Consider the following 16,334-nt stretch of genomic DNA (forward strand, 5'->3'; position numbering starts at 1 on the left):
GGGGGCGGGTTTATGAAATTATGGGTTTTAGGCAATTATTGTTGGTGAAACCCGCCCCTACAATCCTCGATCGCAGCGAGGTAGATGGCGGTTTAGCCTTGGGTGGGGGCGGGTTTATGAAATTATGGGTTTTAGGCAATTATTGTTGGTGAAACCCGCCCCTACAATCCTCGATCGCAGCTTGGAACTTTTACAAAATTTTACAAGATTAAGAATTGGCTAGGGGCAGCACTAAACTAGCGACAATTAAATTGTTTTCTAACATTTCTATAGAAAAGTTTCCCCCCATTAAGTCTACTGCTCGCTGACAAATTAAGAGATTTTGCACGATCGACCTATGGGAACTAGAAACCGCTAATATATCGGGTTCGGAACCGCCGTTGAAGGCAGCAATTAAGTGTCGATCGCACGCGCCGCTATCGATCACAGACAATTCTAACAAATCTTCCCCCAACAACTGAGAGCGAATCTCAATCTTGGCGCCAACAGCAGAGCGCCTGCAAGCCGTCGCCAGCAATTCGCACAGTATCAAATCCAGCTTGATACAGTCCCCGCGAACGCTCAAAGTCTGGCCTGCCGGCATCGACACAGCAGCTTCTCTGTGCACTTCCAGCAAGACTTGCGACTGTTTGACCAGGGGGGCCGTTCGATCGAGCGATCGCCTCAGCCAAGCGCTCACAGCCACCGCATCTTGTGCGAAGTGCAGCCGCCAATGTTCCTGTTTCAGCAGCAAATGAGTTGACCCCAAAGCATTGCCCATTTGCCGCAAAACCTGTTGGTATCGCAACATTTTCAGAGCATCCTTTTGTTCCTTCGCCGACTGCAAAATCGACTGACTCAACTCCCCCAACTCCTTCACCCCCGCTCCCACCGTGCGGTAAAACTCCTCAAAACGGCGCTGTTTGTACCAGTTGAGCAACTCCAGATCCAATCGCTGCGACTCGGCGGCTGATTGCACCGCCAAATACCTGCGCCACCAAGCCAACTGAGACGCCATCGAGCTGAGTAAACTCACCGACAACTCCGACCATTGGCGGCCCGGAGCGTCTGCAGCCACCACAACGCCCACCGGAGCGTGTTCTGGGGCCGTCCGCAGCGCCACCGTCATAATCTCGCCAATTCCCGGACTGCGGAGCCACCGCTTTGTCGCCAGTTGCAGTTGGCTCGTGCTCTGTTGCACCACGCAGTTAGCAGCCAGGGTTTGTTGGATCAAAGCATCTGTTTGGACAGGAATCACCGCCTCGGGATTGAGGGCAAATACGGGATTGGCAGCTACCGTCGCCACGATGGAACCTTCCTCATCACCGGGATTCCAAGTAATTACGGCTACTAAAGGACAGGAAATTGTCTGGGAAACGTGTTGAGCAAAGTTACGATCGAGCTTTTCTAGCGGCAACTCTGGGAACATCGTCGGTGAAGCAGCAGATATCTCTTGCTCAGATTGCTCATCAGGAGAATGGTGCAAAACCGCCAAACCCGATTTGAGCGATCGCTCAAATTGCTGATATTTGTCGATTGCCGAACTCTGCTGCCACGAGTGCAGGATCAATCCGAGTTGTTCGCCCACTAGCCGAACTAATTCTTGCTCAGATCGCCTCCAAGTGCGAGTTGCACTGTGCCCGACAACCAGCAAACCCTCGATCGATTTGCGATTGGCGATTTTCGATTTTAGATTGGGGTTTTCTCCCTCTGCCTTTTTCGCCCTAGTGTTCGATGCCAAAAGCGATCGCACCCCAGCTTCCCCCAACACTTCCCGCCAAGCGCCCAACCGCCCGTCTTCCTCCCAATTTTCAATAGCTAGAGGTGCACTTTCTTGCAACAGCCCCAAGTCAGCCACATCTAGGGCGTTGAGTGGCGACGGCACTGGCCTGCGATTGCGGGGCAAATGTTGGCAGACAATTTCAAAGCGATTTTGTTCTTCGCCGTACAGCAGCAGCAAAAAGTATTCGCATTTGAGCCGATCGCACAACTGTGCGGCGGTATTTTTCAAAGTCGCCTCCCAGTCAGCATCGCTGTAGATGGCGTGAGCTATTCCGGCAGTTAAATCTCGATCGATCTCAGTTTGTTGAATTTTCTCCTCCATCTCCGACATAGGAGCCGTCAGAGCCACTAACTGCGCCACTCCCCGCAGGTAATGCTTTTCATTGTCTTGCCAAATCCGGGGTTCGCTGGCTTCGACTGCCAAAAATCCCAACAATTCCCCTTCTGAAACAATCGGCGCAGCCAACAGAGAGCGAGCGCGGATTTGCTGCATCAACCGCCCCGTCAGCTCAGTTTTCAGAGAACTTTGAGATTCACCGATCCAAACCATTTCTTCCCGGCCCAAAGCCTGATAAAATTCGCCCAAGTCTTGGACGGTGATGCCCGAAGCCGGTCGGCCCGGCCCGCCCAAACCCGGAGTAACTTCGCGGTTGCTGACTCGGCGCCAAAAATAGCGTCGCTCTCGCTCGAACCAGTAAACATTAGTGCGTGTCGGCTCGATAAATTCATGAGTTTGTTCGACCACCGCTTGCAAGTATTGGTCGAGCGATCGCAATTCCCCCAACTGTGAAATCAGCGCAAAAAGAGACTCGTCTGGGTGTTTAACTTGTTGTCGCTGCCAGTCTTTTTCTATTTGGTAAAGAGCAGTTGCCAGCGCTCCAAATACGATCGCCAACTGCGTTTTTTCCCCCGACTTTGGCGACGCTCCCCATACCTCAGTTCCGAGCAAAATCACGCCGTAGCAGCGGTCTTTGTAGCGCAGCGGAAACAGAGTCGTGCCTTGAATATTGAAAGTTTGAGCTGCTTTGCGCCATTCTCCGGCTCGGTTTTCCGATCGCAAATCCGGAACTCCCACCGGGCGGAGCTGAATCACCACTTGTTCGAGCAAATCCCCCGGACTGAGAGCAAACCGCTGTTTGAGAAAAGACAGGTCGCCGTTAGGAGTTATGCCGCCTTTCCCGAACAATCTGTGGGCTTGTCGATCGTACAACCCGATCCAAATCAACCGCCAGTCAAATTCCGCTTGCAAGTAACCGAGTGTGGTCGAAAGTAGCACTTCCACATTCTCCTCTTCTCGGAGAGTCAGGAGAACGCGCTCTAGGGTCGCGATTTGTTCGTCTAAATCCTTTGGTCTTTGCTGCTGCCCCATTTCCAAGCTTCCCCGCACCTTGTCTAATTTAAAATTACTAGCTTAAATATTCAACAAATTAAAATGCAAAAGAGTCAACATATAATATAATCGTCTAACTTATCCTTCAATCTCAAACATTGGATAAAGTCGATCGAAGTTGAAGTAAAAACTTCCCCTTCACTGTCTGCTCGTGAATATTGTTATTTGCCTTCTCCTTTCTAATTTGTAAATTGCCCCAGTACAAATCATTGGATATTTATCAATCAAGTGTACGCCCACTGTTGTTTTCCGTATTGAAAACCGATGCCGAGTGGGTGCACAACCGCACTCTCCAACTTCTCGAACTCGCAGCCAGAACCCAGTCAAACCCCGCCACCAGCCAAATGCTCTCTCGATTGCAGAAATCTTTGGGAGTCCAAGATTCTCGCCTCGAACAATCTTTGTGGGGACTGAGCTTTAACAATCCTGTCGGCTTAGCTGCGGGATTTGATAAAAACGGCGTAGCTGCTGACATTTGGGCAAATTTTGGCTTTGGCTTTGCCGAACTCGGCACTGTCACTTGTCAACCACAGCCGGGAAACCCCCAACCTCGCTTGTTTCGCTTGACGGAGGACAGTGCAGCCCTCAACCGCATGGGATTTAACAATCAAGGAGCCGCGGCAATGGCAGCCCGGTTTCAGGCAGCACAGAAACAGTCAAAATTCGATGCCCAGCGCCCCATGCCTCAGTCTCGGTTCCCCTTGGGCATCAATCTCGGTAAATCTAAGGTAACACCGTTAGAGCAAGCAGCAGCCGACTATTTTGAGAGTTTTAAGCTGCTAAAAGATTGGGGCGACTATTTTGTAGTCAACGTTTCCTCTCCAAATACGCCGGGGTTGCGATCGCTCCAAGATGCTGCTGGGCTTAGCACAATTTTGGAAATTTTGCAACAAGAAAATCAGGGAATCAAGCCAATTTTAGTCAAGATTGCGCCGGATTTGGAGTCCGAGGATCTCGTATCAATCCTCGACTTAGCAAAAACCTACCAACTAGCAGGAATTATCGCCACAAATACCACCATCCGCCGCGATGGATTGAAAACACAAATATTGCGAGAAACAGGCAAACCAATCGCCGAAGAAGCCGGGGGAATTAGCGGGCTTCCTGTGCGGGAGCGATCGACAGAAGTAATCCGATTTATCTGGCAATATACAAAAGGCGAATTGCCCATAATTGGAGTTGGTGGCATTTTCACCGCCGAAGATGCTTGGGAAAAAATAGCCGCCGGTGCGAGTTTAATTCAAGTTTACACCGGTTGGGTTTACGAAGGGCCTTGGATGGTGCGTCGGATTCTCCAAGGTTTGTTGCAAAAGTTGGAAGAACGCGGATTTAGTTCGATTTCTGAGGCAGTAGGTTCGGAAAATCAATAGACATAGGAGTGAAAAGCAAGTCTTGGGCAGGATGCCCGATCAATATTACCCTTGTTGCACCCTTCGATCAGTGCATTGAGCAGCCATCCACTCCCGGAAATAATCGCCGCCACCTTTAGTATCTGATTAACTCTTGAAATTTCCTTATAAAGGCACTAGCCGATCGCTGTATTTGATCAAAACTTTATAATCTCGATCGTACCACGCCCTAGGTATCATATCTTGAACTTGAGCGACATCAACAAGCTGGCTTTTCGTTCCGTAGGCAGATTCCGTTTCATAGATAATTTTTTGCTGGAGAATTATCTCTCGCTTGAAGGGAAAAATCATCATAGGAACACCGTATTTTTGCAGGGGAGGCAAGTAGTTTTCAAGTAAGGAAATATCTACCGGATAGCCTCGACAAAGGTCAACGGTTGAATAAACTGCAACTATCAATTTACCGTCTATATATGTCCAGCCAGCTTCATACAACTTGCTGATGTTTAGACAGTCTTTATAGCAGTTGATTGTACCTCGTTGAGGATGATACACAGGAATCAGCCATTCAGGGGCTTTGTTAATTGCTTCTGCTTTTCCTTTGCGATCGTGATAGTGAGCTTCTCCAACAGCTAACCAGCTTTGGCAGTCTCGTCTAATATCCATGAGTTCACCCAGAATCTGACTCACTGTGCGATCGCTAAAAAAACTATCAGGCAACACCATACCAACAGTTTCCTAACACTAATACTACAAGAAATCTTTTTTTTTCGATTTATTTCACTCAGTATTACATCAAAAGTAAATCGGCGATCTAAATCTTCAACAATCTTAACACGTCGATTTATCTAACACGCATCTAATCAAATATTTTCGCTAATTTCAAAGCATTAACTTGAGCTTGAGCTTTATGCAGTGACTCCTGCCATTCCCTTTCTGGATCGCTATCAGCAACAATCCCCGCACCCACTTGTCCCCAAACAACTCCCCCGGTTGTACCGTCACTTTTTGGTGCATATAAAAGGGTGCGAATCAAAATATTTAAATCCAGGTTGCCGCGCCAGTCCAAATAACCGCAGGAACCGTAAAACAAATTGCGCTTCACAGGTTCCAATTCTTCGATGATTTCCAGACAGCGCACTTTCGGACAACCTGTAATCGTACCGCCCGGAAATACCCCTCGAATTAAGTCGATCGCGTCGCAATCTCGTCTTAATGTACCGATAACATTACTGACGAGGTGCATCACGTGACTATAGCGTTCAATCGTCAGAAATTCGTTAACTTTTACCGAACCCCATTCACACACCCTCCCGATATCGTTGCGCTCTAAGTCAACTAACATAATATGTTCGGCTCTTTCTTTGATATTCTCTATTAATTCCTGTGCTAATTGCTCATCTTGAATGGAGGTTAAACCTCGCGGTCTCGTTCCCGCGATCGGTCTAGTATCCACTTTTTTTCCTAATAATTGAACGAGTCTTTCTGGCGAACAACTAACTATCGCCCCCCACGGAGTTTGCCAATAACTTGCAAAAGGCGAAGGATTGATCTGTTGCAAAGCGCGGTAAATTGACCAACTACTGCAATCTGTACGGGCTTCAAACCGCAAAGATAAATTAGCCTGAAAAATATCGCCCGCATGAATATACTTCTGAGCTTTTCGCACTATTTCTTTATACTCACTTTGAGATAATTGGAAAATAGGAGTAGCCGAATTTTGTTGAGAATTTTCCGGTAAATTATTCTCGATTATTTCGGGCTTGGTTTGCTCTAATTGATGCTGCATAACATCGAGGTGAGAAGGTTGACTCGCAGCCAACCAGAGAATTTGCGTTTGATGGTCTAAAACCGCAAAAGATTCTGGTTCGTACCAACAGCTAACCGGGAAAGGAAGCGGATCGGTATTGAGTTGGGGCAGGTGTTCGATTTCCCATGCTAAATCATAACCTAGCCATCCCAACCAACCCCCCGTAAAAGGAATTTCCGGCGGTACATTGACTGCTAAATTTTGCTTTTGAGAGTCCAAAAGAGCGCGCAAAAAAGGTAAAATTTCACCGACTGGCGGTGTCCATAGCTGAGATTGACCGTCAATTATCCGGGGAGAACCTGCACAAATAGAATATCGTGCCAAGTTAGTAGAAGATGTAACTGGACTTTCTAGCAGAACGGCCATATCGCGGGGGAAACAATCCGATCTTGAGCTGGCACTGTCGGCGGTTTGACCTAGAAATAAAGTTTGAAAAATCTCCGATCCGCTGCGCTGATTTAGGGGAAGCTTTCGCCAATGCCAAGGTTGTATTGGTTTCATAATAAATTGCACTATGGTTAACACTTTCAGGACTTACGCAACGAGTCAATTTTGACACTATCGGTTTTTTTAGTAAGGTGCACAGTTCGCACCCTACTAAAACCGATTGCCAGCGTTATCTCAGCCATTACTTACCACTTTCCAAACATCTCGGTTTACTTCTTTTTTGAGGCGTATCCAACCCCTAACGGAGTTAATGAGGAATAGAGTTTCGGTACTACGCAAATCATCTAAGGTAATTAACTCTTCTCTGATTTTTCCCTCCTCTAAAAGTTGAGAACGAAACGTCCCCGGTAGTAAACCGCACTTGAGGGGAGGTGTGATTAGACCTGCGGGTGTATCGATCGCGATATTGGCGATCGTGGATTCGGTGATAACTCCATCTTGATTCCACAGAAAGACATCCTGATATTCGGGCTGCGACTCCAAAGCCATTGTATAAGGTACTCGGTAAGTTGTCTTGTGGTAAAGAAATGGGTTTTGAGAGTCGATCGGTTGGCGGGCAATTCCCACAGATGCACCGATTTTTAAGATACCGCTATCTAGTGTCTGAGCTTGTAATGTTATGTTTCCCTCAGAAGATATTGTTAACCGTATTTTTTGTTTGACTGACCCGCAAGCCAGACTTAATGCTTGTAAAGCTTTGCTTGCTTCTGTTAGCGATAGGGGAAAATTAAAATAATCAGCCGATCGCTCTAATCTTTGAAGATGTCTGTCTAGCAAAAAATAGCCGTTTTTGGGTTGCCATAAAAGTGATTCCAGCAATTCAAAATTTGGCTGTTGTTGAATCATATTTTTGTCAATATAATGTAAATTCGGTAACTAGACAATTTTTAGCTCCGCGAAGCGGTATGTTTGTGTAATTATATAGGAAGTTAACTTGAATTTATGTGGCCTAAATCCTTTATATTTCAAGGGCGCCTTGCTATGGGGCTGTTAATATTAACCTCAGTGCTCACACCCCTAGCCCTCAACTACTACGTCCGATTTGTTACCCGCAACTACCGCCACAGCGATATAGCTAACGTGCCGGCAGAACCCATTGCTATAGTTTTTGGTGCCGGACTTTGGGAAGACGGCACTCCAAGCCCCATGTTAGCCGATCGAGTGCAAGCAGCCGTCGATTTGTACAAAGCGGGCCGAGTGGACAAACTTTTGATGACAGGAGACAATAGCACGGTCGATTACAACGAAGTCCAAGCAATGCAGGACTACGCCGAAGCCCAGGGCGTACCGATTAATAATATCGTTCTCGATTATGCCGGATTTAGTACCTATGAAAGTTGCTACCGGGCGAAAGAGATTTTTGGCATAACGAAGGCTGTTTTAGTTACCCAAAACTTTCACTTAGCCCGCGCTGTTTATACCTGCCGCCGGTTGGGCGTAGAGGCGATCGGCTTAGGAACGCCGGATTGGGGCAAATTTCGCCAAAAGGGCATGATTCGCTACAGTTTCCGCGAATTTTTGGCAGTCATCAAAGCGCTTTGGGAAGTGCGTGTTACCCGTCCAGAACCGACTTTTTTGGGGCCGTTTGAAGGAATTCAAGAAAAGTGATAAGTGGTCTGTTGAAAACTTTAGTCCTTGCTTTAAGGACGAAAGTCTTCACTAAAAACGGATTTTCTTACAACTAACCGGACATCATGTAAGTCCGGGAGTTGTAAGTTTTGAGTTAAACAAAACTTACAACAAAACTCACAAATCATAGCTTCCCCGTTGCGGTAGTGTTCCATAACTTACTCGCGTTTGGAAAGTCCTGCCAGCGACCAAGTTAGACTCACCATCATTAAGCGTGCTAGAGCCTTCAAACCATCTTCACCGTGATTTTCAAATGCTTGAGACTCGGTTTGAGAATTATCATTTTCTGGCAAGTCTTGAGGGGCTGCTGCTGGTTCTTCAAACTCCGCTTTGTCACAAGATTCTTCAAGACTGACTTGTGACTGATGATTTTCTTTTTCTCTCATTTTATGAGTCACCTCCTTGAGTTACTGCATACATAACCCATACTACAAATATAAATTGTTTGTTTCCGGCATTTGGCGATCGAAGTTTTCTTACATGGCGATCGTAATCAGCAAGTGACGTGATACCCATCACTTAATTGTTATTTTTACTTACTAGCGATGTTTTCACAAATCTGCTACAGTTAATACCTAACAATCAATGTGACGCTCAGTGACATCAAATTGAAACTAAGCCTCGGAAAACTCAGAATAAACTAAGAAAATAAAGGGGTAGAGCTGATGGGAATTTATCTCGATACTGCAATTGTAGCAGAAGCAAAAGAGGCGAGCCAGTTCGGCTGGCTTTCGGGAATTACTACTAATCCAACCCTCCTGGGAAAAAGCGATTTATCTCCCGATGTGACGCTCACACAACTGGCGAAACTTATTCCGGGGGAAGTGTATTATCAGCTAACTGCATCTGATTTTGATGGCATGGTAGCAGAAGGAAAAGCGGCTTTTGAATTAATTGGACAGCAAACAGTTTTGAAAGTTCCAGCAACGGCGGCTGGTTTTCAAGCAGTAGCGCATTTGTCACCAGAAATTCCTTGCGCGGTGACGGCGATATACAGCGCCTCACAAGCAGTTGTTTCAGCAGAAGCGGGGGCCAAATATGCGATCGCCTACGTGAATCGCGCCACCAGATTATTGGGAGACGGTTTTGCGTTAGTGCGGGATATGGCAAATGTGTTGCAGAGAACTAATACTGAAATTTTGGCAGCTAGCATTAAATCGCCGGAAGAAGCGGTAAAGACTTTATTAGCTGGCGCCCATCATTTGACATTGCCTTTTGACGTGTTGCAGGCGATGGCTGTTCATGAATTATCGCAGCAAACTGTGGATGAATTTGCGAAAAACGGGCGGGGAATTAGTTATTAGATTTTGGAACACAGAAAACTTGATTAATTCTGGAGCAAGTATCATTCGCTCGCTGACTGCATATGAGTTTGGCTATTTTGTCTACTGTTGGTAACATTTGTTGATAAATATGGCTTTTATGAACTCAAAGTTATGACTTTTATGAATTGACTTTGAGAGCTGCTTATTGAATAATTTCCATCAACCGCAGGGATATCCAAACTTGTACTCTTAAATGTCAGGGCTTATGACTATTACTCGCGTCTCAGTTGACTCAGCAGGCATCTCTGACCCAGCAGGCGATGTGCAGGGCAACCGTTACTCGGTCAAATCATCCATCTCCGGTGATGGGCGGTTTGTGGCGTTTACACTTCAACAATCCATCTTCCGAATCGGAGCTCCGAACAATAATATTAACAATAGCGACGACATCTTCGTGCGCGACACGCTCACCAACACCACCACCCGCGTCTCAGTTGACTCAGCAGGCAATCAGCCGAACGACAGCTCCTACGACCCCTCCATCTCTGCTGACGGAAGGTTTGTGGCGTTTCAATCTGATGCCACCAACCTCGTGCCGGGGGACACAAATAATAACAACGACATCTTCGTCCGCGATTTGTCAACCAACACCACAACCCTCGTCTCAGTCAGCTCCAGCGGCGATCGGGGGAACAAGTTTTCCGGGGATCCCTCCATATCGGGCGACGGGCGGTTTGTGACGTTTTCATCTACAGCCTCCAACCTCGTGCCGGGGGACACTAACAATGAGGAGGACATCTTCGTCCGCGACTTGTCAACTAATACCACCACCCTCGTCTCTGTCAGTTCTAGTGGCGCTCCCGCGAACGACTACTCCTCATTCCCCTCCATCTCTGCCAACGGGCGGTTTGTCACATTTTACTCTTTTGCCACCAACCTCGTGCCTGGGGATACTAACGACAGTCGCGACATTTTCGTGCGCGACTTGTTGACCAATACTACTACCCTTGTCTCTGCGAGTTCCAATGGCGAGATCGCCAACGGCGGCTCCATCCGTGGCTCTATTTCTGCTGACGGGCGGTTTGTGGCGTTTTCATCTCGTGCCACCAACCTCGTGCCGGGGGACACAAATAATAACAACGACATCTTCGTGCGCGACTTATCAACCAATACCACCACCCGCGTCTCTATTTCCTCAACAGGCAATCAGGGCAACCAAGATTCCGGGTCCGCCTCCATATCCGCTGACGGGCGGTTTGTGACGTTTTCATCTGAGGCCTCCAACCTCGTGCCAGGGGACACTAACAATAAAGAAGACATCTTCGTGCGCGACTTGTTAACGAATACTACCACCCGTCTCTCTGTTGACTCAGCAGGCAATCAGGGGAACAGCGACTCCGAGTTCCCCTCCATCTCGGCCAACGGGCAGAAAGTAGCGTTTTCATCTTTTGCAGCCAATCTCGTGCCGGGAGATACCAACAACGGCCCAGACCTCTTTATTGCTGACATAGGCAGCGCTCCCGGCGGCATCAATAACTCTCCAAACGCCATCAACGGCACGAACGGCAACGACAACCTCACAGGCACTCCCAGCAGCGATAATATCAGCGGTTTAGACGGCGATGACACACTCACCGGTTTGCGAAGCAACGATATCCTTGTCGGGGGCGGCGGCAGCGACAACTTGTCTGGCGGCAAAGGTTTTGACACTCTCAACGGCGGTTTGGGAAACGATATTCTATTCGGTGGCGCGGGCAACGATCTATTTGTTTTAGGTGCGGGGTTGGGAGTTGATACAATCTCTGACTTCACCAACTCTCAAGATACCATTCAATTAATCAATGGCTTGACCTTCGGACAGCTATCAATTTCGCCGGGAACTAACGGCACATTAATTAGAGTAGCCAGCAGCGGTGAAGTTTTAGCTGCTTTGACAGGCGTTGCTCCCAATTTTATTGGCTCTGAAGATTTCGTCTCTGTTTAGATATCTGCCCATTCTCAATTGTCTGCTGTGTTCTTTCGCCGAAGCTCTGACTTTTACTCAAAGAGCGCGATCGAACTTCGCCAACAATCCATCAATCGCTCATCAATTTACCAAAGTTGCAATTTTAGTGTGAGGACTTATGACTATTAATCTTGTCTCAGTTAGCTCAACAGGCGATCGGGCAAGCGCCTTCTCTAACCGTCCCTCCATCTCCGCCGACGGGCGGTTTGTGGCGTTTGCATCTGCTGCCTCCGATCTCGTGCCGGGAGATACTAACAATAATGGCGACATCTTCGTCCGCGACTTATCAACCAATACCACCACCCTCGTCTCAGTCAGCTCCAGCGGCGATCGGGGGAATAGCAACTCCTTTTTTCCCTCCATCTCCGGTGACGGGCGGTTTGTAGTGTTTTATTCTGATGCCACCAATCTCGTACCGGGGGATACTAACAACCAACGCGACATCTTTGTCCGCGACTTGTCAACCAATACAACCACCCTCGTCTCAGTCAGCTCCAACGGCGATCGGGGAAATGGCTCTTCCTCCGCCGATTTCTTCTCAGGGCCCTCCATCTCCGCCAACGGCCGGTTTGTGGCGTTTGCATCTAATGCCTCCAACCTGGTGTCCGGGGACACCAACAATGCCCCCGACATCTTCGTGCGCGACTTATCAACTAACACCACTACTAGCGTCTCAGTCAGCTCCAGCGGCGATCGGGGGAACCGCAGCTCCTACTCTCCCTCCATCTCAGCCGACGGGAGGTTTGTGACGTTTTCATCTGCGGCCACTAACCTGGTGCCGGGAGACACTAACGCTGACAACGACATCTTCCTGCGCGACTTGTTAACCAACACCACTACCCTTGTCTCTGTCAGTTCCAACGGCGCTCGGGCCAACGGCTTTTCCTCCCTTCCCTCCATCTCCGCCAACGGGCGGTTTGTGCTATTTGAATCTGATGCGTCCAACTTGGTGCCAGGGGACACTAGCAATAGCAACGACATCTTCGTGCGCGACTTGTCAACTAACACTACTACCCTTGTTTCTGTCAGTTCCAGTGGCGAGCGCGGCAATTTACCCTCCCAGTTCTCCTCAATCTCAGCCGACGGGCGGTTTGTAGCGTTTGGATCTGATGCCCGCAACCTCGTGCCGGGGGACACAAACAATACCACCGATGTCTTCGTGCGCGACTTGTTAACGAATACCACCACCGGCGTCTCTGCCAGTTCCAGCGGCGCTCAAGCCAACAATGTCTCCTCTACTCCCTCCATCTCAGCCGACGGGAGGTTTGTGGCGTTTGTATCTGAAGCATCCAACCTCGTGCCTGGTGACACTAACAGGGTTCAAGACGTATTCGTTTCTGACACCGGCAACGCTTCAGGCGGCATCAATAACTCTCCAAACGCCATCAACGGCACGAACGGCAACGACAACCTGATAGGCACTCCCGGCAGTGATAATATCAACGGTTTAGACGGCGATGACGCACTTACGGGTTTGCGAAGCAACGATATCCTTGTCGGGGGAGGCGGCAGCGACAACCTGTCTGGCGGCAAAGGTTTTGACACCCTCAACGGCGGTTTGGGAAACGATAATCTTGTCGGCGGCGCGGGCAACGATGTATTTGTTTTAGGTGCGGGGTTAGGAGTTGATACCATCTCTGATTTCGCCAACGGTCAAGATACCATTCAACTAATCAATGGCTTGACCTTCGGACAGCTATCAATTTCCTCTGGAACTAACGGCACATTAATTAGAGTAGCCAGCAGCGGTGAAGTTTTAGCTTCTTTGACAGGTGTTGCTCCCAATTTTATTGGCTCTGAAGATTTCATCTCGGTCTAGAGATGGTAAACTGTCCTTTGTTAAATCACTTTTACTCAGGGAACATGATTAAACTTGGCAAACTATCCCTCGCATTAGTAGGCACATTTATTGCAGTTTTGCAACCAGCATTTACCGCTAATTCACAAGAAAGCAACAGCGAATTTAGCAAACTTCAATCCTTATTAGAAGCCAAAAAATGGTACGAAGCAGATCAAGAAACAGTCTCTCTGATCCGCAACAACCCCGCCAATCTGTCTTGTCCGAACCTCCGCGCGATCGATCGGCTGTGGATGCAATCGAGCAACGGCAAATATGGATTGACTCCACAGTTAGAGATTTGGCAGAAAGTCGGCGGTTCTAACTGTCGAACTTGCGAAGGTCAAATTCAAGATTTTAGCAAGCAAGTAGGATGGAACATGAGCTCGCAAGTAAGTCCTATACCAGGGGAGTTTCCAGCCCAGTATCCAACTGTTGCTTCATTAAGCTGGCAAAGTTATGTGGACAGCGATAAAAGCATAACTAGGTACAGTCTTTTTGCGGGCGCGCAGACATGGCAAGCGTGGAGGGTTACAGAATTTAACCTGTTTTCTACTTTTGCCAATTGCGGCAAGTAACAGTTGTAGGGCGGGCAATGCCCAGACTTCCACGTCGGAGTCGGGATGGGATTTCTCGCTCGCCTCGACTCTTCAATCTAAAATCTAAAATCTAAAATCTAAAATAGTAGGACTATGGCATTCGCCAAATCTTAATAGTGCGATCGGGACTGCCACTCACAAAAGTCTTGCTATCTCTGGAAATAGCCACAGAACTCACAAACTGACTGTGACCAGAAATACTGCTTCTTTCTTTTCCTGTCTTCAAATCCCAAACTATAATATCTCCGCCCCCGCTGATCAAAGTGCGGTTGTCCGCGCTAAAGGCGATCGTCCTCACCGAGCTCGAATGCCCTTTTAAAGTGCGGGTGCCCTTCCCGTCTTGCACGTTCGACAAACGGATCGTATTGTCGGTGCTAGCACTAGCCACAATTTTCCCGTTCGGGCTAAAAGCCACAGCAGTAACCGGGCCCCGGTGACCTGTGATAATTCTTCTGACTTCTCCGGTGCCGAGATTCCACAAACGCACAGTCTTGTCCTCGCTCCCGCTAGCGAGAGTTTTACCGTCCCGGCTCACAGCGATCGCGTTTACTCCTCCGGCGTGGCCGCTCAAAGTCCGCAACCTGCTGCCGGTTCTGACGTTCCACAAGCGAATAGTTTTGTCATCGCTGCCGCTAGCGAGAGTTTGACCGTCCCTGCTAAAAGCGATCGCCTTGACGGCGGCTTTGTGAGCGGGAATCGTCCGCATCCGTCGCCCCGTCTTCAAATCCCAGAGAATCACATTATTGTCGCCGCCGCCGCTGGCCAAAATCGAGCTGTTCGGGCTCACCGCCAGCGTGTTGACCGATTTTTTAGAATGCACCGAATTGAGAGTCCGCACCAGGCCTCCCGTCCTCACATTCCAAATTCTAATGGTCCCAAAGCTTGCGCTCACCAAAGTTTGACCGTCCGGGGACAGGGCGATCGCATTCACACTCCCGACATTATCCAAACTTCTTTGCAAAAACTGAGTGGTAGGTAAAGTCGAAAGCAGCCACACCGGGTTTGCTGGAAACACCCCGTAACGCAGCGAACCGTAAATTTGAGAGGCGCCAATACTCACCATCAAAACAGCCGTGCCCGCCAGCAACTTCTTTTTCCAATCAAAAACATCTTTCTCGGTCTTGTTCAATCCCGAATTCAGAGGTCTGAGGCGGTTCTTGGAACTCTGCTTCTTCGCCCCAGTCTCCCCGGCAGTTGCGCGAATTTTAGTTTGCCCCGTCGTCGGCAACTGAGTGGGCAACTGAGTTTCCCCGCCGTCGAGATTAATTTCCTCCAAGCACTGCAAAACCATCTGGGGACTTTGAGGTCGATTGCCCGGAAAAGGCGCCATCAGGTAATCGATCACATTAGCCACGGGGTCGGAAACTTGAGGAGCTCCTTTGCGCCACATCAATCTGCCCGTGCGGGGATTTTCTGGAAACGCAGTCGGTGGCTTTCCAGTCAGCAAATAAACAAAAGTGCGCCCCAGAGCAAAAAAATCTGACTGCGGAACAGCCTTGCCATTAGTTTGTTCCGGCGGCGTGTAGCCTGGAGAAACAATACCAGTCACATTTTGTCCCTGGCCCACCTTAGCGAAATAAGTCCCCGACACTTCCCTAGCAGTCCCGAAGTCTATCAGCACTAACTGCCCGTTGGGCTTGCACATAATATTGTGCGGCTTGATATCCCGATGAAAATAGTTGAGTCGGTGAACTTGGTCTAAAATTTCCGACAGTTGTTTGAGCCAATTCAGAGCTTGTTCTTGACTGATCGGGCGGCCCCGATGTTTCAGCCAGTCTTGCAAATTGGCCCCAGCAATTTTCTCCATCACCAGACAGTGAAAAGACTCTGTGCTGTGAGCTGGCGTAAATGTAAAATAACCGTCGCGATCGACTTTTGGAATACCTGGATGTCTCAGCCTGACCAATACGTCGGCTTCTTGCTTAAAAAGTTCTACAGCTTTGGGATGGTCTTTGAGCAGGACTTTTAGCACTTTTCGGGCGCCGTTGTCGTCCACTTCAAATGTTCTGCCAAAGCCACCGTTTCCGAGAGGCGTGACTAGCCGATATCGACCTTCCAACAAAAGTTGAGACCCGCAGTGGATACACACGGATTTGCCAGAGTTGGCTGGATCGGAGGGATTCGGGCATTTGGGATTGAGGCAATAACTCACAGAAGCCACATAACCCTGATTGAGGTTGCTCTATCAAGTTTTACTTGGACACTGCTCTACAAAACTTGGCTAAACTTATCTAAGCTTCAC

12 protein-coding genes are annotated in these 16,334 nt (G+C 48.5%); 6 read left to right on the forward strand and 6 right to left on the reverse strand.

Translation table 11 applies throughout. The features are described from left to right. Positions 1-208: 208 nt before the first annotated feature. On the reverse strand, positions 209-3,130 hold the full coding sequence (locus QUA00_RS25405) for a GAF domain-containing protein (protein ID WP_333411590.1): 2,922 nt from the start codon (positions 3,128-3,130) through the stop codon (positions 209-211). A gap of 230 nt (positions 3,131-3,360) precedes the next feature. On the opposite strand from QUA00_RS25405, the gene QUA00_RS25410 reads away from it, so the two are divergent. Further along, complete coding sequence (locus QUA00_RS25410) at positions 3,361-4,521, forward strand: quinone-dependent dihydroorotate dehydrogenase (protein ID WP_333138176.1); 1,161 nt, start codon at positions 3,361-3,363, stop codon at positions 4,519-4,521. Positions 4,522-4,665: 144 nt separating this feature from the next. Here the strand turns inward: QUA00_RS25410 and QUA00_RS25415 are convergent, their stop codons facing one another. From QUA00_RS25415 to QUA00_RS25425, 3 genes are all read right to left on the reverse strand, one after another. Further along, positions 4,666-5,226: a hypothetical protein gene (locus tag QUA00_RS25415; protein ID WP_333138179.1), complete on the reverse strand. Its 561-nt coding sequence runs from the start codon at positions 5,224-5,226 to the stop codon at positions 4,666-4,668. Positions 5,227-5,359: 133 nt separating this feature from the next. Continuing rightward, positions 5,360-6,811 carry an anthranilate synthase component I gene (locus tag QUA00_RS25420; protein ID WP_333411591.1) on the reverse strand — a complete coding sequence of 484 codons (1,452 nt, stop codon included), beginning with the start codon at positions 6,809-6,811 and terminating at the stop codon, positions 5,360-5,362. 120 nt (positions 6,812-6,931) lie between these two features. Further along, positions 6,932-7,603: an aminotransferase class IV gene (locus tag QUA00_RS25425; protein WP_333411592.1), complete on the reverse strand. Its 672-nt coding sequence runs from the start codon at positions 7,601-7,603 to the stop codon at positions 6,932-6,934. Between the two features lie 96 nt (positions 7,604-7,699). Between QUA00_RS25425 and QUA00_RS25430 the strand changes: the two genes are divergently transcribed. Continuing rightward, on the forward strand, positions 7,700-8,365 hold the full coding sequence (locus QUA00_RS25430) for an ElyC/SanA/YdcF family protein (RefSeq protein WP_333411593.1): 666 nt from the start codon (positions 7,700-7,702) through the stop codon (positions 8,363-8,365). Between the two features lie 179 nt (positions 8,366-8,544). Here the strand turns inward: QUA00_RS25430 and QUA00_RS25435 are convergent, their stop codons facing one another. Further along, positions 8,545-8,772 carry a hypothetical protein gene (locus QUA00_RS25435; RefSeq protein ID WP_333104712.1) on the reverse strand — a complete coding sequence of 76 codons (228 nt, stop codon included), beginning with the start codon at positions 8,770-8,772 and terminating at the stop codon, positions 8,545-8,547. 279 nt (positions 8,773-9,051) lie between these two features. Between QUA00_RS25435 and QUA00_RS25440 the strand changes: the two genes are divergently transcribed. The 4 genes from QUA00_RS25440 (at position 9,052) to QUA00_RS25455 (ending at position 14,071) form a co-directional block, all read left to right on the forward strand. After that, complete coding sequence (locus QUA00_RS25440; RefSeq protein ID WP_333138187.1) at positions 9,052-9,690, forward strand: transaldolase family protein; 639 nt, start codon at positions 9,052-9,054, stop codon at positions 9,688-9,690. 226 nt (positions 9,691-9,916) lie between these two features. Further along, positions 9,917-11,635, forward strand: coding sequence for a calcium-binding protein (locus QUA00_RS25445; protein WP_333138189.1), 1,719 nt, complete (start codon positions 9,917-9,919; stop codon positions 11,633-11,635). Between the two features lie 139 nt (positions 11,636-11,774). After that, positions 11,775-13,475, forward strand: a complete 1,701-nt coding sequence (locus QUA00_RS25450) for a calcium-binding protein (protein WP_333138191.1) — start codon at positions 11,775-11,777, stop codon at positions 13,473-13,475. Between the two features lie 44 nt (positions 13,476-13,519). After that, positions 13,520-14,071: a GUN4 domain-containing protein gene (locus tag QUA00_RS25455; protein WP_190745799.1), complete on the forward strand. Its 552-nt coding sequence runs from the start codon at positions 13,520-13,522 to the stop codon at positions 14,069-14,071. Between the two features lie 112 nt (positions 14,072-14,183). Here the strand turns inward: QUA00_RS25455 and QUA00_RS25460 are convergent, their stop codons facing one another. Then, complete coding sequence (locus QUA00_RS25460; protein WP_333411594.1) at positions 14,184-16,253, reverse strand: serine/threonine-protein kinase; 2,070 nt, start codon at positions 16,251-16,253, stop codon at positions 14,184-14,186. Between the last annotated feature and the right edge of the window lie 81 nt (positions 16,254-16,334).

Source organism: Microcoleus sp. T2B6 (genome assembly GCF_036700475.1).
In the GTDB taxonomy this organism is placed as follows: Bacteria; Cyanobacteriota; Cyanobacteriia; order Cyanobacteriales; family Microcoleaceae; genus Microcoleus.

Excerpts from the sequence above, each read along its gene's own strand:
- QUA00_RS25425 (WP_333411592.1), bottom strand. The coding sequence starts at position 7,603 with ATGATTCAACAACAGCCAAATTTTGAATTGCTGGAATCACTTTTATGG.
- QUA00_RS25455 (WP_190745799.1), top strand. The coding sequence starts at position 13,520 with ATGATTAAACTTGGCAAACTATCCCTCGCATTAGTAGGCACATTTATT.
- QUA00_RS25420 (WP_333411591.1), bottom strand. The coding sequence starts at position 6,811 with ATGAAACCAATACAACCTTGGCATTGGCGAAAGCTTCCCCTAAATCAG.
- QUA00_RS25435 (WP_333104712.1), bottom strand. The coding sequence starts at position 8,772 with ATGAGAGAAAAAGAAAATCATCAGTCACAAGTCAGTCTTGAAGAATCT.
- QUA00_RS25440 (WP_333138187.1), top strand. The coding sequence starts at position 9,052 with ATGGGAATTTATCTCGATACTGCAATTGTAGCAGAAGCAAAAGAGGCG.
- QUA00_RS25415 (WP_333138179.1), bottom strand. The coding sequence starts at position 5,226 with ATGGTGTTGCCTGATAGTTTTTTTAGCGATCGCACAGTGAGTCAGATT.
- QUA00_RS25405 (WP_333411590.1), bottom strand. The coding sequence starts at position 3,130 with ATGGGGCAGCAGCAAAGACCAAAGGATTTAGACGAACAAATCGCGACC.
- QUA00_RS25445 (WP_333138189.1), top strand. The coding sequence starts at position 9,917 with ATGACTATTACTCGCGTCTCAGTTGACTCAGCAGGCATCTCTGACCCA.
- QUA00_RS25450 (WP_333138191.1), top strand. The coding sequence starts at position 11,775 with ATGACTATTAATCTTGTCTCAGTTAGCTCAACAGGCGATCGGGCAAGC.
- QUA00_RS25430 (WP_333411593.1), top strand. The coding sequence starts at position 7,700 with ATGTGGCCTAAATCCTTTATATTTCAAGGGCGCCTTGCTATGGGGCTG.